The sequence below is a fragment of the Micromonospora sp. NPDC007208 genome (assembly GCF_042869175.1).
Classification (GTDB): domain Bacteria; phylum Actinomycetota; class Actinomycetes; order Mycobacteriales; family Micromonosporaceae; genus Micromonospora; species Micromonospora foliorum.
In genome coordinates, this window is sequence record NZ_JBIAFG010000001.1 from 41115 (window position 1) to 65955 (window position 24841).

The window sequence follows — 24841 nt, forward strand, 5'->3', positions numbered from 1 at the left end:
TCCCGGGTCGGCGGGTCAGTAGGAGATGCTAGGCGCGAGCAGGTGGAACTCCACGGCGAACCAGCCCGCGCCGGCGAGAGCCAACAGGATCAGGCCGCTGGCGGTGATCCGCCGCCAGCCGAGGTGGCGTCGCACGTCGTCGACCAGCCGGACCGCGGCGGGCAGTACTCCGAGCAGACCGACCAGTTGCAGCACCTGAATGGTGCGCAGGACAGGCCCGGGAACGTCCTGCAAGCTCATGATGCTGCCGATGCTCAGCACCCAGCCGGCGAACGCGAGCAGCGTGCCGGCGACGGCGATCCGGCTCAGGATCCGCGCGGTGCGCCCCGCCCGCTCCCGGGGAGCACGGCCCAGCCGACGGCGGACGATCGCGCCGACCGGCCAGGACAGGACGGCGAGCAGCAGTACGACGGTGGACAGGGCCAGCACCGGAACGGCCACCATGGAGGCGCGGGCCGGCTCGACGGGCAGCAACGCGAACGCGGAGTCGAAACTGATCGCCTCGACCCGGTCGTCGGTCGCCCGCATGGCGATCGTGCGCTGCCCGCCGACCTCGCGCCAGACCCAGGGCGCCACCTCCTCGTAGAGGGCGGGGGAGTCCGACAGCGGGCCCGGCTCCACCAGCAACCGGTCACCGTCGGTGACGCTGACCGTGGTCCGACCCACCAGACCGATCGCCGTCAGGAAGTTGCTCTGAATCGCTCGCGAGGACTCGTACGTGCCGGCGGCCAGCGCGGCGTGCTTGGCGGTGGTCGTCGGGTCCACGCCGGCGGTCGGCTGGTCGTCGCGGGCGGGGAAGTAGCGGTCGGCGAAGCCGTTCACGACCGACTCGCGAAGCTCGTGGCTGTCCAGGGCGCCGGAGCCGTTGCTGTTGAGGGAGAGGAAGATGCCGGCCCGGTCGTCGGGGTAGATCTGCAGGTGGGAGTGGAAGTACTTGGTGTCGCCGCCGTGACCGAGGATCCGGTGGCCGTTGCGGTCCTCGGCGAAGAATCCGAGGGTCATCCGGGGCCCGTCGGCCAGCGTGCCCAGCGACGTCGCGTCGAGTGCCGGCCGCTGCATCAGCTCGCGGGTCGGTTGGTCCAGCAGGGGCGCGAAGCCCACCGGCTCGCCGAGCTGGGCGAGCATGAAACGCGCCATGTCCGTCGCCGGGGCGCTCAGCGCACCGGGCGGGGGCGTGCCGACGATCTCGAACGGCGCGGCGGGCCCGGCGGAGGTGTCGTACCCGTTGGACATCCGGTCGCGCAGCGCCGCCGGGAGGGGCTGCTCGAAGGTCGACGACGGCATGCCGGCGCGGTCCAGGATGTCGCGTTGGACGTACTCCTCGAAGCGTGTCCCGCTGACGCGTTCGACGACGTAGCCGGCGAGCGCGTTGCCGTAGTTGGAGTAGGCGGGGACGGTGCCGGGCTGGTAGATCTGCTCCGGTGGGTCGGTCATCAGGGCCCGACGCAGGTTGAGGTCGCCGCCGTGGGTGCCGATGAGGCCGGCGATCCGCTCCTCGAAGCCGGCGGTGTGGGTCAGCAGGTGCCGCAGGGTCACGGCCCGCTCGTAGTGGCGGGGCAGTTCGAAGTCGAGGTACGTCTCGACGTCGGCGTCGAGGTCGAGCTTCCCGCTCTGTACGAGTTGCAGCACCGCGGTGGCGGTGACCAGCTTCGACACTGATCCCATCCGGAACAGGTGCCGGTCCGGGTCGACCGGTACGGCCCCCTTGCCGCCGGCACCGGTGTCGGCGTACCCGTACCCCCGGGTCGTGATGATCTTGCCGTTGTTGACGACGGCGACCGTGGCCCCCGCGATGTCGGTGCGGTCGAGCGCGGCCGGCAGCAGCCCGTCGAGCCAGGCGTTGACGTCGGTGTCGGTCAGGGCGGAACCCGCCCCGCTCGCGACGGGCGCCGCCGGAGCGGCGATGGGCGGTGCGGGGTTGTGCTGCGGTGTGCCGCAGCCGGCGGCGCTCACGGCGAGGACGACAGCGGTCGCCAGCACCGCGCCGAGTCGGACGAGAGGCTGGTGTCGCCGGGATGCGAGAAGAAAGAGTGGGCGCATTGTCTGCCAGTGCCTTCCCAGGCGAACGGGTGTCCGGAGCAGGTCCGTACGGCGTCACCCGATGCCCTGGAACAAGCCTGTTCGAGGAATCGCGCTGATCCATCTGGCGCAGGACGGCACTGCGCCTACGACCTGAGGAGGAGAAGCGTCTGCACCGTTCGCCCCCCGATCGGGGGACATCGTTTGACATGTGCGCCGAACGCATCTTTGATGGTCGATGTACTTGTTCGGGGTGGTCGGACGCTTCGTCGTCCGGGTGGCCCGTCGACGCCCCGAGCCTGGAGGACGGATGCGAGTCGTCGCGCTGAGAAATTCTCGTCGCCCACGACGGCGGCTGTTGCCGGTGGCGATGGTTGCGGTGACGCTGCTGAGCCTGGCCGTCGGAGTGCCGGCGGCCGCCGCGGCACCGTCGACAGTCGTCGGTGTGGCCAGCGGTCGTTGCCTGGACGTGGTCGGCAACGTCAGGACCGCCGGTGCCGGCATCAACATCTACGACTGCAACGGGCAGGCCAACCAGGCGTGGACCCTCACCTCAAGTGGTGAACTACGGGTCTACGACGACACCATGTGCCTGGACGTCGTCGGCCAGGACACCACCGCCCCGGCGGCGCTGCAGATCAACGGCTGCAACGGCGGCGCCAACCAACGCTGGCGCATCACCACCTCCGGGACGATCGTCGGCGTCCAGTCCGCCCTGTGCCTGGACGTCAGCGGCGCGGGCACCGCCAACAGCACCACCGTCGGTCTCTGGACCTGCAACGGGCAGTCCAACCAGCGGTGGACGACGTCTCTCGGCAGCGCCGACAGCCAGCCGCCGACGGCGCCGGGCAGCCCGCGGGTCAGCGGCCTGACCTGCAACTCGGTGACGTTCGCGTGGAACGCCTCGACGGACAACGTGGCGGTGGCCTTCTACGACATCTACCACGACGGCCAGCTGATGACGTCGGTGAGTGGCACGACGCTCTCCACCAACCTGACGGTCGTGGCCGGGGCGACCTGGGGCCTGTACGTCAACGCCCGCGACGCCGCCGGCAACGTGTCGCAGGCGAGTGCCACCGTCTCGATCACTCCGCCGCCCTGCCAGGCCGACAGCCAACCACCGACGGCGCCGCAACAGCTCACCGGCACCGCGTCGGGCACCACTGTGACACTGCGCTGGACAGCGTCCACCGACAACATCGGCGTGCGGGCGTACGACATCTACCGGGCCGGCGCGAAGGTGGGCACGGTCACCGGCGCGCCGCCGGCGACCACGTTCACCGACAGCGGTCTGGCGGCGAACACCGCGTACCAGTACTACGTGGTGGCCCGGGACGCGCAGGACAACGCCTCGTCGCGAAGCGGCACCGCGACGGTGACCACCGGCGCGGCGTGCGCCAACCCGGTCTGCGGAGTGCGGCAGGTCACCACCGACACCGACATCCCGTGGGGTCTGGTGACGTTGCCGGACGGCAGCGTCCTCTACAACCGCCGCGACGCGCACGACATCATCCAGCTCAACCCGACCACCGGGGCCAAGACCAACCTGGGCACGGTGCCGAACGTGCAGAGCACCGACGGTGAGGGTGGCCTGCTGGGGCTCGCCATCTCGGCCAGCTACTCCAGCGACCGCTGGCTGTACATCATGCACACCTCGCCGAGCGACAACCGCATCGTCCGGATCAGGCTGGAGAACGGGCGACTCAACACCGCCAGCGAGCAGGTCCTCCTCACCGGTATCCGGCGGAACAAGTACCACGACGGTGGTCGCCTGCGGTTCGGCCCGGACGGCAAGCTGTACGCCAGCACCGGCGACGCCCAGAACGGCAACTACGCCCAGGACCGGTCCAGCCTCGAAGGCAAGATCCTGCGACTCAACCCGGACGGCACCGTCCCCTCGGACAACCCGTTCGGCAACTACGTCTGGAGCTACGGCCACCGCAACCCGCAGGGGCTGGCGTTCGACTCGCAGGGCCGGCTGTGGGAGCAGGAGTTCGGCAACTCGATCATGGACGAGACCAACCTGATCACCAAGGGCGGAAACTACGGCTGGCCGGCGTGCGAGGGCACCAGTGGCACCTGCGGTACCGCCGGGTTCATCGCGCCGGCGCGCACCTATCCCACCGCCGAAGGGTCCTGCTCCGGCATCACGATCGTGCGCGACGCGCTCTACGTGGCCTGTGCCCGGGGTGCTCGGATGTACCGCGCGGTGATCAGCGGCAGCAGCCTGACGAACGTGCAGACGTACTTCAGTGGCACCTACGGTCGGTTGCGGACGGTGGAGCCGGCTCCTGATGGAGGGTTGTGGCTGACCACCACCAACGTCGGCGACAAGGACAGCACCCCGAACAACAGCAACGAGAGGGTCCTCCACGTCACTCTCGGCAACTAGTTCCGACGTCCCCCGCGGGGCCGCCTCCGGGCGGCCCTGGTGGGGCGCGGGTCAGACCGGGTGCTTGCTCAGACTCTGGAAGCTCAGTGCCCGCTGGGTGGGGATCTCGGCATCCCCGAACTCCGTCGTCCAGGGCCGGGACAGCATGGCCGGCGCCCGCCACCGGGCCACCCGCGACCCCGGGCCGGCCGACGAGTCGGCGCGCGAACCGGACCCGGCCGACGTGCCCGGGGCGTCGGTGTGCGCCGGGTCGATGCCCAGCTCCCGCATCCGCTCGACGTACGCGCGGTAGCGCCGCTGTGCCTCACCGTGCCGGCCGGCGGCGCGTAACACCTCCACCAACTCCAGGTGCGCGTCCTCGTCGTACTGGTCCCGGTGCACGAGCCGCATCAGGTAGACGAGCTTCTGATCGGTGTCCGAGGTGTGTTGTGCCAGGGCCCGCAACACGCGGGTGTGCGCCACCTGTGCCTCCTCGCGCAGCGGTTGCGCCCAGTCCTCGTACGGGTCGTCGGCGAGGAAGTCCCCGCCGTACAGCTCGTCGGCGCGGATCAACATCCCGGCGGCGGTCGGGTGCCCGGCGCGCTGCGCGGCCTGCGCCTCCTCGGCGGCGGTGAGGAACGACTCGACGTCCACGTCGATCACGTCGAGGTCGATCGCCACCGAGCCCCGGTCGGCCAGCACCGCCCCCCGCCCGCTGGTGCGTTGCCCGGTGCCGAGCACGCGACGCAGGGTGGACAACAGCACCGAGAGCCGGTTCGCGGTCCGCGACGGCGACTCGTCCGGCCAGAGCAGCTCCATCAGCCGGGCGCGCGGCACCGCCCGGCCGCGATGTGCGACGAGGATCTTCAACAGGTCCCGGGCCTTCTTGGACTGCCATTCGCCGTACGGCACCACGGCACCGGCCCGGAACACCCGGAAGTCGCCGAGGGTGTGGATGACCACCGCCGGTACGCGCAGCGTGATGGCGGTGAGCCCGTCGGCGACGCCCGGGTCGAGGCGTACCCCGCAGCGGCGCAGCTTCTGCTCGGCCCCCTCCGCGCCGCGCCGAGCCTGCCGGCCCTGCAGTCGGGCCGCGATCAGTCGGACCGCGGCCTCCTGGGCCGGGTCGCCGAGATCCCGGCAGAGCGCGGCGGCGTCGTCGAGCAGGCCCGCGGCGGCCCGGGGGTCCTCCGCCGCCAGGACGGTGAGTTGCAGCGCCTCGATCAGGGTCGCTCGCCGCCGCCCGACGGTGGCGCCGGTACGGGCCTCGGCGGCGTCGAAGTGGGCCGCGTCGGTGTCGCCGCGCAGCAGCGCCACCCAGCCGCGGGCCAGCAGCGCGTACGGCCGGTCGGGTTCGCGGGCCATGGTGACCGCTCGTTCGGCCAGGTCCCGGGCGGCGCGCAGGTCGTCGGCGGCCCGGATCCGCGCCAACTCGGCGAGGATCAGGGCGCGGGACATCGGCCGGTGCTGCCCGTTGCCGAGGATGGCCAGGGCGCTCTCCAACGCCTTGCGGGCCTGGCGCGGCTCACGTCGGCGGCGGTGCACCATCCCGAGCGTGGTGAGGGAGAACGCCTCGTCGGCGCCGATCCCGGCCAGCTCCCGGAGGCGTTGGCCGGCGGCGCTGTCGGCGAGCGCCTCCTCCAGTCGGCCCAGCAGGCACTTCGCCGAGGCGGTGAGGGCCAGCGCGTAGGGCTCGTAACCGGTGTCCCCGGTCACCTCGGCCAGCCGGACGGCCGCCTCGGCGTGCCGCAGTGCGTCGGAGGCGTCACCGACACCGAGCAGGTAGCCGGCGAGGTCCAGATGGACCATCAGCCGGAACAGGCCGACGTCGGCGTGGCGCAGCCCCTCCGCCGGCTGCGCTCGCCGCCGTGCCGCCGACGCGTCGCCGGTCGCGGCGTCCAGCAGCATGGCCAGCCGGGCGTACGCCTCGTGGGCGGCGGGGGAGTCGCACCCGTGCGCGGCCTGGGCGGCCTCCTCGGCGTCGGTGGTGGCCCGTTCGATGTCGCCCTCGATCAGGTGGTGCACGGCGGCGTGGCAGTGCACCTGGACGGCGTGTGGGCCGGCCGCGTCGATCGGGATCATCGCCAACCGGGCGGCGGCCAACTGCGGTTCGCCGTCGAGGTGGTGCTGGAGCGCCACGCGCCAGATGTCAGCGAGCGGGGCGTCCGCCGGGTCGGGTGTGGCGGTGAGCAGGTCCGGCTGGATGGTGAGCCACAGGTGCGCGGCCGTGCGGTCGCCGATGTCGGCGAGGCGGCGCAGCGCACGCCCCGGATCACCGCCTCGGTGCGGTTGACCCGGTGCCGATGCCTCGCCCCCGCGGTGGTCGCGAATGGGCGTTGACGGGCGCAAGGCATGGTTGAGTCTGTCTCCGGACATCCACCACTCCTGTTTTCTCTCGTGGAGGCTCAGGTGAGTGAAGAGACAACCGGTCGTCCGTAGCCGACGCCCGGCGTGGCTTCCCCCCGGCACGATCATTGTCTTCATTGAGCATCATCGCCATAACCAAAAGAGTCGGTGTACTTACTGACTGCTATGCGGTATCGGCATAATGCCGCCCTCAGGATTCCCTCAGGCAGCCCCCACAGCACGTGCACGGCCCGTACAAGCAACCGGCACGGGTCCGCCGCAGAATTCCGGGCATTGCGTTTCGCCTGCCCGATCGGAGCTGAGATCCGATGTCCGAACAGATCGTCGCGCCCGACCTCGTCGCCTTCTGGCAGCGACAACTCGACGCCCTTCCGGAGCCACCGGACCTGCCCTTCCCGCCCGTGCCCGGAACGACGGCGGCCGGCGTGACGCTGCCGGGTGGCTCGTCCGAGGTGCTGGTCGACGCGCTGGCCGGTGTGTTCGGGTTGCTGCACCGCTGGACCGGGGGCGGCGACCTGCTCGCCGAGACACCGGCCGGCCCGGCCGCGCCGGGACGATGGCTGCCCGTGCGAGTGCGGGTCCCCGAGAATCCCACCTGGACGGAGCTGCGGAACCTGGTCCGGACGGCGTTGCGCGAGGCGCGGGCCCACGAGTCGGGGCTGCCCGCGACGGAGCATCGACCGGTGGTGTCGGTGGGCGTCGGGGCGCTGCCGCCGGGGGCGCGGGGCGTGCTGCGGCTGCTGGTCGACGACGCCGGATCGCCGACGGTCACCCTGACCCATCCGAACGCGGCGCTGATCGGGGCCACGCTGACCGTCCTGCTCGCACGGGCCGGGGAGCGGCCCGAGGCGCGCCTGTCCGACCTGCCGCTGCTCGACCCGGTGACGGAACGGCGGGTGCTGGCCGAGTGGAACGCCACCGACACCGCCTACCCCCGCGACCGGTCGGTGCCCGACCTGTTCGCCCAGTGGGCCCGGGAGACGCCGGACGCGCCGGCGCTGCGCCACGGCGACGAGGTGCTCAGCTACCGGGAACTGGACCGGCGTGCCAACCAGTTGGCGGGGCACCTGCGGCGACTGGGCATCGGCCCCGAGGCGCTTGTCGGACTCTGCCTCACCGACACCGCCGGGTGGGTGATCGCCGCCCTGGCGACGCTCAAGGTCGGTGCCGCGTACCTGCCGCTGGACCCCGGGTATCCGCCGCAACGGCTGGCACTGATGTGCCGCGACGCCGCGCCGGGAGCGATCCTGCACACCGCCGCGCTGGCCGACCGGCTGCCGGACGACGGGACACCGCGCATCGTCCTGGACCGGCTGCCGGCCGCCGCCGACCCGGCCGGTCCGCCGGAGGTGAGCATCCACCCCGACCAACTCGCGTACGTCATGTACACCTCCGGCTCGACCGGCCGGCCCAAGGGCACCGGGGTCAGCCACCGCAACATCGTCCGGTTGGTCCGCGACACGAACTTCGTCGACGTACGCCCCGACGACGTGATGGGGCAGGCCGCCACGATGTCCTTCGACGCCGCCACCCTGGAGGTGTGGGGGGCGCTGCTCAACGGCGCCTGCCTGGCCGACCTGGACATCAACGACGTGATCGTGCCGGACCGGCTGCGCGAGCGGCTACGCGCCACCGGCGTGACGATGATGTTCCTGGCCACCTCCGTGTCCCGACAGTTGGCGACGGAGGCCCCGGAAGCCCTGGCCGGGTTGCGTTACCTGACCTTCGGCGGGGAACAGGCCGACCGGGTGGCGGTCAGCCGGCTGCGGGCCGCCTGCCCGGACACGACACTTGTCAACGGGTACGGCCCGACCGAGGGCACCACCTACACCACGACGTACGACTGCGCCCGGCTCACCGCCGACGACCGGGTGGTGCCGATCGGTGGCCCGGTCGCGAACACTCGGGTGTACGTGCTGGACCGGTTCCTCCAGCCGGTGCCGCCCGGCGTGCTCGGTGAGCTGTTCATCGGTGGGGACGGGGTGGCTCGGGGGTATCTCGGCCGTCCGGAGGCCACCGCCGACCGGTTCGTGCCGGACCCGTTCGGGCCGCGCGGCGGGGGTCGGCTGTACCGCACCGGCGACCTGGTCCGGCAACGCGTCGACGGGTTGATCGAGTTCGTCGGGCGGTTGGACCACCAGGTCAAGATCCGTGGTTACCGGGTGGAGCCGGGCGAGGTGACCGAGGTGCTCCGCGGCAGCGGGCTGCTGCGCGACGCCATCGTGCGCGCCGACCGCGACGGGGCGGGCGACGCCCGACTGGTCGCGTACGTGGTGCCCGCCGACGGGGTGGACGTCGAGGCGGTCCGGGAACGTGCCCGGGAGCTGTTGCCCGATCACCTGGTGCCGGCCGTGTTCGTGGCGCTGCCCCGGCTGCCGCTCAACCGCAACGGCAAGGTGGACACCAAGGCGCTGCCCGCACCCGACGCGCTGGTCGTACCGGACGACAGGCCGGCCTCCGACGTGCCGCCCGCTCCCGAGGCGGCCCGGACCGACGACGAGGACGCCGGCCCGCGGGCCGGGACCGAGCGGACCGTGGCCGAGATCTGGCGGGAGGTGCTCGGTGTGCCGGTGCGTCGACGCGACGACGACTTCTTCGACCTCGGCGGCCGGTCGTTGAAGGCGACCCGGGTGCGGTCCCGGCTGTCCGCCGCGATCGGCGCGGAGGTGCCGTTGCGACTGATCTTCGACCACCCGACCGTCGCGGCTCTGGCCGCCGCGGCGGACGAGATCACCGGTGCCCGCGAGGCGGCGGTCCAGCCCTCCGGGCCGGTCGACGCGCTCCCGCCGGACGCCGCACCGCCCGCCGACCTCGCCGGCCTGCTCGACCAGTACGAGCACGGGAGCGCGAGATGAGTGCCGCCCTCACCCCGACCGGGCTGCGACAGCGCGTGGACGCGTTGCCGCCCGAGCGGCGGCGGGCCTTCCTCGCCGCTCTGCGCGCCGACGGTGACCGGTACGGGATCCACCCGCTCACCGCCGCCCAGGAGTGGATGCTGCTGCTGGCCCAACTCCACCCGGAGAGCCCGGCCTACCACGTCCCGTACCGGGTGGACCTGCGTGGCGACCTGGACGTGGCGGCCCTGCGCGCCGCGCTCGACCTGGTGGTGGCGCGGCACGAGGCGCTGCGCACGGTGTTCGTCCCGTTGGACGGGGAGCCGTACCAACTGGTCCTGCCGCCGAACGGCGTGCCCCTCGAGGTACGCGACGTCGCGGCCGACCGCATCGACGAGTACGCCGCCGCCGAGGCGGTCCGCCCGTTCGACCTGGCCCGGGGCCCGCTGCTGCGCGCCACGCTGTGCCGTACCGGCCCGGCCGACTGGTCGCTGCTGCTCTCCCTGCACCACGTGGTCTGCGACGGCTGGAGCATGGGCCTGCTCTTCGAGGAGTTGTCGGCGGCGTACGCGGCGGCGCGGGACGGACGGGTCGCGGCGCTGCCGCCGGTGCCGCGCGACGTGCCGGTCGCCCTGGCCCAGGACCGGCTGCTCGCCCCGGCCGAGCTGGCCCGGCGGCTGGGCTGGTGGCGCGACGCCCTCGCGGGTGCGCCGCCGGGACTCGACCTGCCCACCGACCGGCCCCGACCGGCGGAGCTGGAGGACGCCGGTCACGAGATCGAGTTCTCCTGGCCGCCTGAGCTGGCCGGCCGGGTCGCCGAGGCGGGGCGACGCACCGGCGCCACCCCGTACATGATCTTCGCGGCGGCCTGGGCGGCGCTGCTGCACCGGCACAGCCAACAGCCGGACCTGTTGCTCGCCACCCCGGTGGCGAACCGGCAGACCCTCGACAGCGAGACGGCGGTCGGCTTCTTCGTCAACACGCTGGTGCTGCGCAGCCGGGTCGACGGGGAGCTGACCTTCGCCGGGCTGCTGGACCAGCTGCGCGACACGGCGCTGACCGCGCTGACCGACCCGGTGCCCTTCGACGCGCTGGTGCAGGAGATCCGACCGGTCCGCGACCCCGGCCGGCACCCGCTCGCCCAGGTGATGTTCGCCGTCGAGGACGGCTGGGAGCAGCGCCTGACCCTGCCCGGGGCCACCGTGCTGGCCAGCGGCGAGACACACACCGGCACCTCCATGTTCGACCTGACGCTTACCGTCATCCCGTACGAGGGTCGGATCGACGGGCGGATCGAGTACCGGACCCGGCTCTTCGACGAGGCCACCGCCCGAGGGCTCGCCGACCAGCTCGCCACGCTGCTCACCGCCGCCCTCGCCGACCCGGACACCCCGGTGGCCGGGTTGCCGCTGCTGCACCCGGACGCCGGTCGGGACCTGGTCGACCGGTGGGCCGCCACCGCCACCGCGTCGGCACAGCAGCCACTGCTTCCCGAGTTGGTGACCCGGCAGGCCGTCGCCCGCCCCGACGCGGTTGCCGTGGCGTACCGGGAGCAGACGCTTACCTACCGGGAGCTGGACGTGCGGGCGGACCGGCTGGCCCGCGCCCTGGTGGCCCGGGGGGTACGGCCCGAGACCACGGTCGGGGTCTGCCTGCCCGCCGGCCCGGACTGGGTGGTCGCCCTGCTCGCCACGCTTCGGGCCGGCGCGGTCTACCTGCCCCTGGATCCACAGTTGCCGGCGGCCCGGCTGGCCTACCTGCTCACCGACTCCGACGCCGCCCTGGTGCTCACCGGGGCCGACGCGCAGCTCGCGCTGCCCGCCAGCGACGTGCCGCTGCTGCGACTCGACGAGCCGCTGCCGCCCACCGCCGGCCCGCTGCCGGGAACGGTCCACCCGGACGCCGCCGCCTACCTGATCTACACGTCCGGCTCGACGGGGCTGCCCAAGGGCGTCATCGGCACTCATCGCGGGCTGTGCAACCTCGCCGAGGCGCAGGCCCGGCTGGTCGGTGTCCGCGCCGACGACCGCGTCCTCCAGTTCCACTCGATCAGCTTCGACGTGTCACTGTCCGATGTGGTCACCGCGTTCACCGTGGGTGCGACGCTGCGCCTGCTCGGCCCGGACGAGCGCACCCCCGGCCCCGACCTGGCCGCCGCGCTCGTCCGGCACGGCGTCACCGTGGCCGACCTGCCCCCGGTGGTGCTCGACGCCCTGGACCCGGCCGGGGTGCCGGACCTGCGGGTGCTCACCGTCGGCGGCGAACCCTGCGCGCCGGACGTCGCCGCTGCCTGGTCGCGCGGCCGGCTCCTGATCAACGGGTACGGCCCGACCGAGGCCACGGTGACCGCCACCGCCGCGCGCTGCGCCCCGGACGGCACCGAACTGCCCATCGGCCGACCCCTGACCGGGGTACGCGCCTACGTGCTCGATGCCGAGCTGCGGCCGGTGCCTCCCGGCGTCCCCGGTGAACTGCACCTCGGCGGCGTCGGGGTTGCCCGTGGCTACCACGGCGACCCGGCCCTCACCGCGCGGCGCTTCCGGCCCGACCCGTACGCCCCGACGCGCGGGTCGCGGATGTACGCCACCGGCGACCTGGTCCGCTGGCGTGCCGACGGGCAACTGGTCTTCCTGGGCCGGGCCGACAACCAGGTCAAAATCAACGGCTACCGGATCGAGTTGGGCGAGGTGGAGGCCCGGCTGAGGCAGTGCGCCGGTGTGCGCCGCGCCGCCGCCGTGGTCCGCACCGACTCGCCCGGCGGGCGGCGGCTGGTCGGCTACCTCGTCGGTGACGACCTGCGGGTGGACGAGCTGCGCCAGGACCTGCTCCGGCAGCTGCCCCGATATCTGGTGCCGACGGCCTTCGTGGTGGTCGACGACCTGCCGGTGAACGCCAGCGGCAAACTCGACCCGTCCCGGCTGCCCGCCCCCGCCGTGACCCGCGCCGACCTCGGTGCCGCGTACGTGGCACCGAACGGGGACATCGAGCGGGCCGTCGCCGAGGTGTGGCGCGACGTGCTCGGGCTCGCCGACGTCGGCGTGCACGACAACTTCTTCGACCTGGGTGGCACCTCACTGCTGCTGGCCCGGGCCCAGGTCCGGCTCACCGACCGGCTGGGCCGCCCGGTGCCCGCCGTCGAGCTGTTCCGGTACCCGACCATCGCGCTGCTGGCCCGGTTCCTGGATGGCGGACCGTCGGTGGTCTCGCCACCCGCGGATCCGGCCGCCGGGCGCCGCCGCGACGAACGCAAGCAGGCCCTCGCCGAGCGGGCCCGACGTGCCCGTCCGGTGCCGGCAGGGGAGGGACGAGCATGACCGATCAGGAGACCGGACTGGAGATCGCCATCGTCGGGATGGGCGGCCGGTTCCCCGGCGCCGCCGACGTGGACGAGCTGTGGCGGCGGGTCCTCGCCGGTGCGGAGACCATCACCCGCTTCACCGACGCGGAACTGGCCGCCGCCGGGGTGCCCGAGGACGAGCGGCGCCACCCCGACCACGTACCGGCGCATGGCGCGCTGTCGGACGTCGACCGGTTCGACGCCGGCTTCTTCGGCTACTCGCCCCGCGACGCCCGGCTGCTCGACCCGCAACAACGACTCTTCCTGGAGTGCGCCTGGGCCGCGCTGGAGCGCTCCGGTCACCTCACCGGGGACCCGGACCGGCTGGTCGGGGTGTACGCCGCCGCCGCGGCCAGCGGCTACCTGCTGCACCACCTGTTCCGCAACCCGCACCTCGACTCGGTCAGCGAGTACGAGCTGATGCTCGCCAACGACAAGGATTCGCTGCCCACCCGGGTGGCGTACCACCTGGACCTGCGCGGCCCGGCCATGGCGGTGCAGACGGCCTGCTCGTCCTCGCTGGTCGCGGTGCACCTCGCCGCGCAGGCGCTGCTGGCCCGGGAGTGCGACGTCGCGCTCGCCGGCGGCGCGCACGTGCTGCTGCCGACCGGCACCGGCTACCGCCACGAGGTCGGCGGCATTATGTCCCGCGACGGGCACTGTCGACCGTTCGACGTGCGGGCCAGCGGAACCGTCGGCGGCGACGGCGTCGCAGTGGTCGTGCTGCGCCGGCTGGCGGACGCCCGCCGCGACGGCGACACCGTGTACGCGGTGATCCGCGGCTCGGCGATCAACAACGACGGCCGGGTGAAGGTCGGTTTCACCGCGCCCGGGGTGGACGGCCAGGTCGCGGTGATCCGGGCCGCCCAGGAGCTGGCCGAGGTCGAACCGGCGAGCATCGGGTACGTCGAGGCGCACGGCACCGGCACCGAGCTGGGCGACCAGATCGAGCTGCGGGCCCTCGCCGAGGCGTTCCGGGGCACCGCCGACGGCCGGTGCGCGCTCGGCTCGGTCAAGTCGATCCTCGGGCACCTCGACGTCGCGGCCGGGGTGACCGGCCTGATCAAGGCGGCGCTGGCGCTGCACCACCGCGTCGTGCCACCCAGCCCGTACTGCACCGAGCCGCATCCCGAGTTGACCGGCGGCCCGTTCCGGGTACCCATCGCCGCGCAGCCCTGGCCCGACCTCGACACGCCGCCCCGCGCCGCGGTCAGCTCCTTCGGCATCGGCGGGACCAACGCCCACGTGGTCCTCGAGGCCGTCGAGGCCGTCGAGCCCGTCGAGCCCGCCGACACCGACGCCTCCCACCTGCTGGTGCTCTCCGCCAGGGACGACGACGCGCTCGACCGCGCTCGCGCGCAGCTCGCGACCCACCTGGCCGAGGACCCCGACCTCCCGCTGGCCGACGTCGCGTACACCCTGCGCGGGTCCCGGCCGGAGCTCGGGCACCGGCTGGTCACCGTCGCCGCCACCGCGGCGGTCGCCGCCGCCCAACTCGCGGACCGGGACTCGGCGCTGGTCCGTACCGGCGTCGCCGCCGGCGCCCCGGCGGGAGTGGCGCTGCTCTTCCCCGGCCAGGGCGCGCAGTACGCCGGGATGGGCCGCACCCTGTACCGCACCGAACCCGTCTACCGGGCCGCCTTCGACCGCTGCGCGGACCTGCTCCGCCCGCACCTCGACGTGGACCTGCGTACCCTGCTCTGCCCACCCGGTGACCCGGTGCCCGCCGCGCCGGAGCTGGACGAGACCTGGCTCACCCAACCGGCCCTCTTCGCCGTCGAGTACGCGCTCGCCGAGCTTTTGCACCACCACGGCGTACGCCCGGCGGCCCTGGCCGGCCACAGCCTCGGCGAGTACGTGGCCGCGTGCCGGGCCGGCGTCTTCACCCTCCCGGACGCGCTCGCCACCGTCGCCGTACGCGGCCGGCTCATGCAGGCACAGGCGCCCGGGTCGATGCTCTCGGTGGACCTCCCCGCCGACGAGGTCGCGCCCCTGCTGCCCGCCGGGGTCGAGGTGGCCGCCGCCAACGCGCCCCGGCTCACCACCGTGTCCGGCACGACCGCCGCCGTCGCCGCGCTCGCCGTCGAACTGCGCGAGCGCGGGGTGGCCTGCCGGGAGGTACGCACCTCACACGCCTTCCACTCGGCCATGATGGAACCGGCCCTCGCCGGCTTCGCCGCGCACCTGCGCGAGGTGCCGCTGCGCCCGCCCACAGTGCCCGTGGTGTCGAACGTGACGGGCGGCTGGCTCACCGACGACGAGGCCACCGACCCCGCCTACTGGGTGCGGCAGCTGCGCCGACCGGTCAACTTCACCGCCGGCGCCGACCTGCTGCTGCGCCAGCGCTTCGCGTTGCTGGAGGTCGGCCCCGGACGCACCCTGGCCACCCTCGCCCGCCAACACGAGGCGGCGCGCGGCGTCCCGGTGTCGACCACCCTGCCCGCCGACCGCACACCGGCCGGCGAGGAGGCCATTGTCGCCCTGGCGGTCGGCCGGCTCTGGCTGGCCGGGGTGCCGGTGCGCTGGCCCGACGGCGGCAACGACGGACGACGGCGGGTGCCCCTGCCCACGTACCCGTTCGCCCGGCAACGGCACTGGGTCGAGCGGTTCCAGCCACAGCGGTCGGCACCCCTCGACACCGGCGACCTCGCGCCGGAGCCTACCCCGGCGGCCTCGCCACCCGCGCCGGTCGACGAGCCGTACGAGGTGGTGCGGCGGATCTGGATGGACCTGCTCGGGGTGGACGAGATCGGCCCGCACGACGACTTCTTCGAGCTGGGCGGGCACTCACTGCTCGGCACCCGGGTGGTGGCCCGGCTGCGCGACGCGCTCGGCGTGGACCTGCCACCGGCCGCGATCTTCGAGTCACCCACCCCTACCGCGCTGGCCCGTACCGTCGCCGCGCTGGCACGACCGACCGCCGACGTACCCCCGGCGGTTGCCCCACCCACGGACGGCGACCTGGCCGACCTGCTCGCGGAGATCCGGGCGTTGTCCCCGGAGAGTCTCGCCCGCGAGCTGCACCTGGCCCGACACGAGGAAGGAAACCGTGATGGCTGACGAGCAGCGCGTTCTGGTCAACGACGAGGAGCAGTACGCCCTCTGGCCCCGCCACAAGGAAATCCCGGACGGCTGGCGGGACGCCGGTTGCGCCGGCAGCCGCCAGGAGTGCCTGGACTTCGTGGCCCGGACCTGGACCGACATGCGCCCCCGCAGCGTCCGCGAACACCTGGCCGCCGAGACCGCCCGGCTGGGCTGAGCGGCAGCGCGGCCCGGTCCAGCGCCCGCCGGCCTGGGCTGCCTCGCCGAAACCCCGGTCAGTGGGTGTAGGTCGGCCAGTGCGGCTCGTCCCAGCGGGCCGGGTCCGGGATGCCGAGCAGCCTGATCCGGTGCAGTAGTTCCGGGTCGGTATCGACCATCCGCAGCCGGGCCGGGGCATGCTGGAGCAGCCAGGCGGTGAGCTCCGCGCGGAGGTTCTCCTCCTCGTCGTCCGTCAACTCCCAGGTGCTCCACGGCAGGTCGTCGCAGAGCAGGTCGTAGTCCCACTCTCCGAAAGCCTCGGCGAGCCGTTGATTCGCCACGGGGCTGTTCTCAGCCGCCCAGGCGCCAAGCCAACGGTCGAGCGCGCCGGAGGCTTCCGTGAGCATGGCCAGCACCGCGTACGCCGGGACTGCGGCGTCCGGGTCGGTGAGCGTGACGACCCACCAGGCGTCCAGGAACTCGCGAATCGCCGTCGACTGCTCGGCGGGCCACTGCTGCCAGCGGCCGAGCGCGAACGCCCGTCCGGCAAACTCCATGCTGCCCAGACGCTCCACCTCGCCGTTGACCAGCGCCGTGGCTAGTTGCGGCAGAATCCGGCGCAGCATGGCGGCGGGAAAGTCCCAGTCGCCGGCCCGGTAGGTACGGCGCAGCAGATCCGGGTCCAGCTCGACGTCCGGGGTCTTGAGCAGAGCAAGTTCCTCGGCGCTGCCCCAGTGGCACTCGCAGTTGCCGTCGTCGGGGTGGGCGGCCATGCCACGGAAGGTGGTGGCGAGATGGGCCAGTGCGGCGTCGAGCCGACGCCGTGGAGGCGTGGGTTGTGTCATGGAGACGCGCCTTCGCGGACTCCGGCGGCGCGCGGCAGCCGAAGAGCACGACGCTACCGGTTGAGTTGGCGACACGCCACAGTGATCCGGTCCACGCCCGGCGGGGCGCAGCCATGGCCTGGAGAGCGCTATACCACTGAGGTATAGATATTCCTCAGTGGTATAGCCGTCAAGAGCGAAACCCCGAAGCACCGCCGGGCTGAGCACCCTCAACCGCTGGTCAGCAGTACGAGTTGCTGGGTCGCCCGGGTCATCGCGACGTAGCGGTCGACAGCCCCTTCGATGCCGGTGCCGAAGGTCTCCGGGTCGATGAGGACGACCAGGTCGAACTCCAGCCCCTTGGCCTGCTCCGGGCTCAGTGACCGGACGCGGGCCGTGGGCGGGAACGTCGGGTCGCCGATGACGCAGGCGATCCCGTCGGTGTGCGCGGCGAGCCAGGTGTCGAGGATCGACCCCAGGTCGGCGACCGAGCCGTGGACGACGGGGAGCCCGTTGCCGCGGATCGAGGTCGGCACGTTGGCGTCGGGGAGCACGGCCCGGATGACCGGCTCGGCCTCCGCCATGACCTCCGCCGGCGTCCGGTAGTTGATGCTCAACGAGGCCACTGTGACCCGGTCCAGCCCGACCCGCTTGAGGCGTTCCTGCCACGACTCGGTGAACCCGTGCCGGGCCTGGGCGCGGTCTCCCACGATGGTGAAGCTGCGCGACGGGCAGCGCGCCAGCAGCATCTGCCACTGGGCGTCGGTCAGCTCCTGCGCCTCGTCGACGACGATGTGCGCGAACGGGCCGGCCAGCAGGTCCGGGTCGGCGTCCGGCAGCGCGGAGTCGTCGACCAGGACGTCGCGCAGGTCGGGTTGGCGCAGCATCGACAGCAGGCCCTCGCCGTCGTCGTAGGTGTCGGCGGCGAGCAGTTCGTCGACGACCCGGGCCATGTGCTCGCGTTCGACGGCGGCGGCCGGGTCGTGCCGACGGCTGCGCCCCGCGCGTTCCGCGTCGCCGAGTCGCTGCCGTGCCGCGTCCAGCAGCGGCAGGTCGGACACGGTCCAGGCCCGGGGCTCGTCGCGTTGCAGCGTGCGGACCTCCGCCGGGCTGAGCCACGGCGCGCACCTGCGCAGGTACGCGGGCACCGACCACAGGTCACCGACGAGTTCGGCCGCGTCGAGCAACGGCCAGGCGCGGTTGACAGTCGCCCGCAGTCCCCGGTTGCGCAGCAGCGAGTCGCGCAGCACGTCGTCCGGCTCCTCGCCGTCGTAGCGGTCGATGAGGATGGTGAGCAACTCCTCCCAGATCTCCTCGCGCGCCTCGTTGTGCGGGGTGCCCGGACCGGGCGCCCGGAACGCGTCAGCCCAGTCGTCGGCGCTCAGCCGGACGTCAGCGTCGCCGACCGTGATCGTCATCGGGGTGACCGGCGGTTCCTCGTAGAACCGGACGGCCGCGTCGACCGCCCGGACCAGCTCGGCCGAGGACTTCAGCCGGGCCACCTCCGGGTCGGTGTCGACGGTTGCCGTGGCCCCCTCGGGCACGAGGTCGCGCAGGGTGCAGGTCTGCACGTCCTCCTCTCCGAGGCTGGGCAGCACGTCGGAGACGTAGGCCAGGTAGGGCTGGTGCGGCCCCACGAAGAGCACCCCACCCCGGCGCTGACCGAGGCGCGGGTCGGAGTAGAGCAGGTACGCGGTGCGGTGCAGGGCGACGACCGTCTTACCGGTGCCCGGACCGCCGTCGACCACGAGGGCGCCAGCCGAACCCGCCCGGATGATGGCGTCCTGGTCCGCCTGGATCGTGCTGAGCACGTCGCGCATCCGGGCCGACCGGGCGCTGCCCAGGCTCGCGATGAACGCGGACTGGTCGTCGAGCGAGACGGCGTGCCCCACGAACCCGTCCGGGGTGAACACCTCGTCCCAGTAGTCGCTGATCCGGCCGCGGGTCCAGCGGTACCGGCGGCGGCTCGCCAGGCCCATCGGGTTGGCGTGGGTCGCGCCGAAGAACGGCTCGGCGGCGGGTGAGCGCCAGTCGAGCAGCAGCCGTCGGCCCGTGCTGTCGGTGAGGCCGCGACGTCCGACGTACACGGGCTCGGGGTTGTCCGCCTCGACCACGTGGCCGAGGCACAGGTCCAGCCCGTAGCGGCTCAGCGAGCGCAGGCGGGCGGTCAGCCGGCGGACCTCCTCGTCCCGGTCGACGGCCTGCCGGCCCTTGCCGCCGGGCGCCCGGCGCGCGGTGTCGAGGCGGTCGGACAGCTCCGCGGTCAGCTGCGCGAGACTCGCCGCCATGTCGGTGAAGTGCCGCTCGTCGTGGGCGATGAGCGCCGGGTCGGCCTTGGGGGCGAGGTGATCGGGAAGTGCGAACACGGAGGTAGGCAAAATATGACGTCCATTTCGGCAGAATCTGGCCTCGGCCGACGATTCTGCGTCATAAACGGGGTCTTGCCGCAAGCCCCCCAGTGCGGTATAAGTTAGAAGTGGCGGGAGACCAGGTGTCTCCCGTTTTTCGTGTTCACAACAGTTCGTCGGCCAGTTGGGCCGGCGCCTCCAACGCCGCCTTCACCGCCTGGAGGAAGGCCACCGCCTCCCGCCCGTTGACCACCCGGTGGTCGTAGACGGCGCTGAGGTTGACGAACCGGCGGGTGACGATCTGGCCGGCGCCGTCCAGGGCCAGCTCGTCCTGGGTGCCGCCGATCGCCACCACGCAGGTCTGGCCCGGGAAGACGATCGGCCCGGCGAGCACCACGTCCGGGTCGGTGTGCAGGGAGACCACGATGGTGCCACCGGCCAGCTCGCCGGCGCGGAAGCCGGTCCCGCCGGCCCGGGAGCGGAAGTCCATGAGCGTCTCGGCGATCTCCGCGCAGGTCAGCTCCTCCACGTCCCGGACCACCGGGATGAACAGCCCGGTGCCGACATCGATGGTGACGCCGACGTGCGCCGCCTCGGCGAGCCGTACGCTGCTGCCGTCGCCGGGGGCGGCAAACAGCAACGGGTGCTCCTCGCGCAGCTCACCGATCGCCTTCACCAGCAGTTCCGGCAAACCGACCAGGGTGCGGGTGGTACGGGTGAGCTGCCGGGCCACCGCGAGGGCGGCGTCGACGCGTACCTTGATGACGGCGAGTGCGGCCGGCACCTCCCGGTGCGACTCGGTGACCACCGCGGCCACCGCCCGTTGGGCCCGGGAGAGCGCGTGCACCGGGCGGGGGTCGTCCGGCTCCGGGCCGTCGCCGGCCGCGAGCGCGGCGGCCGCGGCCACCACCACCGGCTCGGTCGTCACCGCGGGCGCCGCCGACCGGTCGGCCAGCAGGCGTTCCACATCGGTACGCCGGACCACCGCCTTGCCGAGCGCGCGCAGCTCGTCGTCACCGAGACCGTGTGCGGCGGCCAATTCCCGGGCCGAGTCGGTGAGCACCGGCCCGCCCGGGTGGGCGTCGGGAGACTGCCCCGCCGGGGCGACCGTCGAGGCGAGGAAGCGCTGTCGGGCCTCCTCGCTGTCGAAGACGTGGCCGATGATGTCACCGGGGGCGCACTCCTGGTTGACCTCGGTGACCCGGTGCAGCACGCCGGTGTAGTCGCTGAGCAACTCCTCGGCCGCCTTGGAGGTCTCCACCTCGGCGATCGGCTCACCGGCCCGCACCTGCTCGCCGTCCGCGGCCAGCCAGTCGATCAGCACGTACGTCGTGTCGTTGTTGTTGAGCTTGGGAACGACCAGGTCAGTCACCGCTGACGACCTCCTTCACGGCCCGGTGGATGTCGGCGTCCTGCACCAGCACTGTGCGTTCGAGATGCGCGGCGGTCGGGATGACGCTGTCGGCGGAGTGCACGAGCCGCACCGGTGCCCGCAGGGCGCCCCAGAGCCGCTGGTGCACGACGTGCGCCAACTCCGCGCCCCAGGTGCCGCCGGCCGTGCTCTCCTCGGCCACCACCACCCGGCCGGCACGGGCGATCGGCGGCAGCAGGGTGTCCGCGTCCAGCGGCCAGAGGCGTGACGGCACCAGCACCTGGCAGACGATGTCGTCGCGCAGCAGCAGCTCCCGGGCCACCGACACGGCCCGCGCGGCCAACCCGCCGGGTACGACGAGCACGCAGTCGGCCTGCCCCGGGTCGTCCACCCAGACCCGGGCCACGTCGGCGTCCGGACCGATCAGGTCGTAGCGGAACAGCTCGTCGACCACGCCGTCGGCGTACATGCGGGTGGTGTAGAGAACCTTGTCCTCGAAGAGCAGCCCCGGCCGCCCGGCGGCGAGCATGCCGGCGAGGACCGTCCGGTTGTCGTGGAACGGCGACACCTCGTGCAGGCTCAGACCGGGGATGCCGACGAAGTGTTTCTGCGGGCTCTGGCTGTGCGTCGGGCCGTACCCCCGGTTGCCGCCGGTGGGGCAGCGCACCACCAGTCGGATCGGCACCCGCCGGCCGTACATGGCGGTCGACTTGCTGGCGAAGTTGAGGATCTGGTCGAACGCCAGCGCCACGAAGTCACTGAACATGATCTCGACGATCGCGCTCTGCCCCGCCAGCGCCAGGCCCCCGGCCACGCCGACGATGCCTCCCTCGCTCAACGGGGTGGACCGCACCCGGTCCGGCCAGCGCGTCGACAGCCCCCGGGTCACCTTGAACGCCCCGCCGTACGGGTCGACCACGTCCTCCCCGAGCAGTGTCAACCCGGGATCGTCGGCCAGCAACGCGTGCAACGCCTGGTTGAGGTTCTCCACCACCCGCTCAGCCACGGTCCGCCTCCGCCCAGCGACTCGCCGGTCGACCGGTGACCTCCCGGACCACCTGCGCCACGTACGCGCGTTGCCCCTCGTCGTGCGCGGTGAACTGCTCCGGGTACGCCTCGGCGTACCGGACGTACCAGTCGTGCGCCTTCGCGTACGCCAGCTCGTCGGGGCGGCGGTTGTCGTCGCCCTTGCTGTGCGGCCCCACGCGGTGGGTGAGCAGTTCCACCACGTACGGCGTGCAGCGTTCCCGGACCCGGCGCAGCACCGGCCCCAGCGCGGACCGGACCACCGCGGTGTCGGTGGAGGTGACCCGGAGGTGGTCCACCCCGAACGCCCGGGCCCGCCCGCCGATGCTGCCGGCGAGCTGCGCGGTGGTCGGCGTGGACTGGGCGATGCCGTTGTTCTCCACCACCAGCAGCAGCGGCAACCCCCACAGCGCCGCCATGTTCAGCGCCTCGTAGACCGCGCCCTCGCCCCAGGTGCCGTCGCCGAGGTAGACCAGCGCCAGCCGGCCCGGCTCGGCGCGCTTGAGGTGCAGCGCGACCCCGGCGGCCACCGGCGCGCTCTCGCCCTGCACCCCGGTCGACAGGTAACGGTCGCGTAGGATGTGCTGACTGCCGCCGACCCCGTGGCAGACCGCGCCCTCGCGTCCCATCACCTCGGCGAGCAGCCCGTGTGGGTCGTCGAACCGGGCCAGGTAGTGGCCGTGGCCCCGGTGGTTGCTGAACACGAAGTCGCCGTCGGTGAGCAGGGGACGCAGCGCGACCGGCACGTACTCCTGGCCGAGGCAGGTGTGCGTGGTGCCGTGCAGTTCGCCCCGGCCGAACATGTCCAGCAGCGCCAGCTCGAAGTGCCGGATCAGCAGCAGCAGGTCCAGGTCGACGTCGGCGAGCCGGGTCGGCGCGGTCGGCGGCGCCTCGGTGCGGGTGGCGGTCACCGGGCTGCCCCGTCCAGCTCGCCGGCGACCAGGCCGACCAGCTCGCCGACGGCGGTCACCGCCAGGTACGCCCGCAGGTCCAGCCGGACCCCGAGCTCGTCCTCCAGGGCTGCGAGCAGCCGCAGCGCCTCCAGGCTGGTCCAGTTGGTCAGCGTCGCGAACCGGACATCGGGCGAGAGCCGCTCGGCCGGTACGTCGGCGACCTGTTCGATGAGGTCCGCGACGGTGGTGAACAGATCAGGCACGGACGTCTCCCTCCTCCAGGGCGATCCACGCCGGCAACAGCCGGGGCGGTGGGTGCAGTGGCAGCACGTGCCGGGTGGTGCCGTCCTGTTCGGACGCCACGGTGAAACCGGCGGCGGGCCAGACCGCCCCGCCGGGCTTGTTGCGGGTGGTGGGTCGGAACAGCGCCTCCAACCGGGTGGCGCCGGTCGAGGCGGCCAGCTCCGCCACCCGGTGCAGCGCGGCCTGTTCGACGCCGCGGGAGAAGACCCGGCAACTGAGCACGAAGTTCTCGATCACCCAGGCGTCCGGGTCGCTCCGGTCGAGCCACACGCCGCCGACCAGCCCTTCGGCGCCGAACCGGTCGGTGACCTCGACGGTGAGCACCAGGTGGTCGGGTGAGGCGGCGCGCTGGCGGGTCTGCGCCTCGGTGTGCGCCCGTTCGGTCATGGTGAACTGGTTGGTGCGCAACCCGAGCTGGGTGACCCGGGGCAGGCTGAGGTCGTCCACCGGGCGGACGGTGACCCGCAGTTTCAGCTCGTGCAGGTAGTCCGTCGCCGAGTCGAAGGTGGCGGCGAAGCGTTCCCGGCCGCTGCGGGCCCGGTACAGCTCGGTGCGCTCGCGGTCGGTGGCGCCGGTTGCCAGCACGGTGAAGTGCCCCTCGGCGAGCAGTCTGCCGGAGAAGCCGGCCGGGTCGCCGGCCAGCTCCACCACCCGTACGGCGGGTAACTCGTGGCGTACCAGCTCGCACTCGAAGGGGCTGTCGTCGGCGAACACCACGGCGTCCAGGCCGAGGTTGAGGGTGCCGGCGAGCTGACGCAGGTTGTCGTCCTTACGCCCCCAGTTGACCGCCTGCGCCACGAAGTCGTCGGCCCGCAGCAGCAGATCCGGGTGCTGTGCGAACGCCTCGGTCACCAGGTCGGGGTCGTTCTTGCTGCACACCGCCAGCAGCACGCCCTGCCGGCGCAGCGCCAGGGCACGTCGCTGCACGTCCCGGTGGCAGTTGCCGGGGTAGTCGGTGCCCAGCATGATGCCGGCCAACCCGTCGTCGCCCAGCACGCCCGCCCAGAGCGTGTTGTCCAGATCCAGCGCGAGCACCTTCGCCGTCCGGCCTAGGACCGCCCGGCAGAAGGCGGCGGCCTCGTGGGCGTAGCGGCGTTCCACCGTGGGCGTCCAGGCCATGCTGGCGAACCGGTACAGGCGCTCGTCGCGCACCGGGCCGTCGTGGTCCACCAGCAACGTCTCCAGGTCGAGGGTGTACGCCGCGTCCCGTTCGCCCAGCTCCAGCAGTCGCCCGTTCAGCTCCCGCCAGACCCGTCCCAGCGCGGCCCGACCCCGGAAGCTGACCAGGCTGCGGTGCTCCAGCGGGGACAGCGGCACGGTGTGCAGCAGCAACGCGCCGTCACTGCGGGCGGCGTAGCCCCGAACGGCGGCCTCCAGTACGGCCGCCCGCTCGCCCAGCGCGTCGGCCAGGCCGCCCAGGTCGCCGGGGTCCCACTCGGCGGGCAGGAACCAGCCGTCGTGCAGCAGGCAGAGCGTGACGTCCGGCCGGAACTCGGCGAGCGCGGAGCCCGGGTCGCTGAGGTCGAGGACCACCTGGTCGAAGCCGGAGACGTGGATCTCGGCGGCGATACCGATGCGCAGCAACGCCACCCGCAGCAGTGGCTCGACCGTGCCCGGGGTGAACGTGCCGGTGATGGCGACCCGCAGCGGCCGGAGCGGGAAGTTCGGGCTGGCCAGCTTCTCGGCGGGCACGTCGGCGAGCAGTCTGCCGGCGGACGCGACGGTGGTGATCGCCGCGTCGTCCAGGTGGACCAGGCCGGGTGCCAGCTCCGGGTCTGCGGGCGCGTCGGGACGGCGTAGCCGGCGGATCCGGAGGAGGACCTCCTCGACTCTCATTCCGTCTTCCTTCCTCTCCCCGCCGGGCGGGGTCGTTGTCGGCGCGCCGGTCACGGCGCCGCCGTCGGTGG

The 24841-nt window shown here is 73.1% G+C and carries 14 protein-coding genes; 5 read left to right on the forward strand and 9 right to left on the reverse strand.

Going from position 1 to position 24841, the window contains the following annotated elements:
- Nucleotides 1-15 precede the first annotated feature (15 nt).
- Nucleotides 16-1980 carry a serine hydrolase domain-containing protein gene (locus ACFYL6_RS00170; protein ID WP_387165538.1) on the reverse strand — a complete coding sequence of 655 codons (1965 nt, stop codon included), beginning with the start codon at nt 1978-1980 and terminating at the stop codon, nt 16-18.
- A 349-nt stretch (nt 1981-2329) separates the two neighbouring features.
- On the opposite strand from ACFYL6_RS00170, the gene ACFYL6_RS00175 reads away from it, so the two are divergent.
- Entirely contained in the window at nt 2330-4411 is a 2082-nt protein-coding gene (locus ACFYL6_RS00175; RefSeq protein WP_387165540.1) for a PQQ-dependent sugar dehydrogenase, read from the forward strand.
- Nucleotides 4412-4462: 51 nt separating this feature from the next.
- Here ACFYL6_RS00175 and ACFYL6_RS00180 read toward each other — a convergent pair whose 3' ends face one another.
- Entirely contained in the window at nt 4463-6766 is a 2304-nt protein-coding gene (locus ACFYL6_RS00180; RefSeq protein WP_387165542.1) for a BTAD domain-containing putative transcriptional regulator, read from the reverse strand.
- A gap of 299 nt (nt 6767-7065) precedes the next feature.
- Here ACFYL6_RS00180 and ACFYL6_RS00185 point away from each other — a divergent pair, with 299 nt between their 5' ends.
- The 4 genes from ACFYL6_RS00185 to ACFYL6_RS00200 are packed head-to-tail and all read left to right on the forward strand — an operon-like array spanning nt 7066 to nt 16187.
- The gene (locus ACFYL6_RS00185) at nt 7066-9612 is read left to right on the forward strand and encodes an amino acid adenylation domain-containing protein (RefSeq protein WP_387165544.1); all 2547 of its coding nucleotides are present in this window, start codon (nt 7066-7068) and stop codon (nt 9610-9612) included.
- On the forward strand, nt 9609-12905 hold the full coding sequence (locus tag ACFYL6_RS00190; protein ID WP_387165546.1) for an amino acid adenylation domain-containing protein: 3297 nt from the start codon (nt 9609-9611) through the stop codon (nt 12903-12905). The genes ACFYL6_RS00185 and ACFYL6_RS00190 overlap by 4 nt, the downstream gene beginning before the upstream one ends.
- Nucleotides 12902-15988, forward strand: coding sequence for a type I polyketide synthase (locus ACFYL6_RS00195; RefSeq protein ID WP_387165548.1), 3087 nt, complete (start codon nt 12902-12904; stop codon nt 15986-15988). The genes ACFYL6_RS00190 and ACFYL6_RS00195 overlap by 4 nt, the downstream gene beginning before the upstream one ends.
- Nucleotides 15981-16187, forward strand: coding sequence for an MbtH family protein (locus tag ACFYL6_RS00200; protein ID WP_387165550.1), 207 nt, complete (start codon nt 15981-15983; stop codon nt 16185-16187). The genes ACFYL6_RS00195 and ACFYL6_RS00200 overlap by 8 nt, the downstream gene beginning before the upstream one ends.
- Before the next feature lie 58 nt (nt 16188-16245).
- Here the strand turns inward: ACFYL6_RS00200 and ACFYL6_RS00205 are convergent, their stop codons facing one another.
- From ACFYL6_RS00205 to ACFYL6_RS00235, 7 genes are all read right to left on the reverse strand, one after another.
- Entirely contained in the window at nt 16246-17013 is a 768-nt protein-coding gene (locus ACFYL6_RS00205; RefSeq protein WP_387165552.1) for a hypothetical protein, read from the reverse strand.
- Between the two features lie 209 nt (nt 17014-17222).
- Nucleotides 17223-19358, reverse strand: coding sequence for an RNA polymerase recycling motor ATPase HelR (gene helR, locus ACFYL6_RS00210; protein ID WP_387165554.1), 2136 nt, complete (start codon nt 19356-19358; stop codon nt 17223-17225).
- A 145-nt stretch (nt 19359-19503) separates the two neighbouring features.
- Entirely contained in the window at nt 19504-20712 is a 1209-nt protein-coding gene (locus tag ACFYL6_RS00215; RefSeq protein WP_387165556.1) for a 2-oxo acid dehydrogenase subunit E2, read from the reverse strand.
- Entirely contained in the window at nt 20705-21718 is a 1014-nt protein-coding gene (locus ACFYL6_RS00220) for an alpha-ketoacid dehydrogenase subunit beta (RefSeq protein ID WP_387165558.1), read from the reverse strand. Before ACFYL6_RS00220 ends, ACFYL6_RS00215 begins: the two co-directional genes overlap by 8 nt.
- Entirely contained in the window at nt 21711-22649 is a 939-nt protein-coding gene (locus tag ACFYL6_RS00225; RefSeq protein ID WP_387165560.1) for a thiamine pyrophosphate-dependent dehydrogenase E1 component subunit alpha, read from the reverse strand. The genes ACFYL6_RS00220 and ACFYL6_RS00225 overlap by 8 nt, the downstream gene beginning before the upstream one ends.
- A complete protein-coding gene (locus ACFYL6_RS00230; RefSeq protein ID WP_238661465.1) occupies nt 22646-22894 on the reverse strand; it encodes a phosphopantetheine-binding protein in 249 nt (82 codons plus the stop codon). The genes ACFYL6_RS00225 and ACFYL6_RS00230 overlap by 4 nt, the downstream gene beginning before the upstream one ends.
- On the reverse strand, nt 22887-24770 hold the full coding sequence (locus ACFYL6_RS00235; protein WP_387165562.1) for an HAD-IIIC family phosphatase: 1884 nt from the start codon (nt 24768-24770) through the stop codon (nt 22887-22889). The genes ACFYL6_RS00230 and ACFYL6_RS00235 overlap by 8 nt, the downstream gene beginning before the upstream one ends.
- Between the last annotated feature and the right edge of the window lie 71 nt (nt 24771-24841).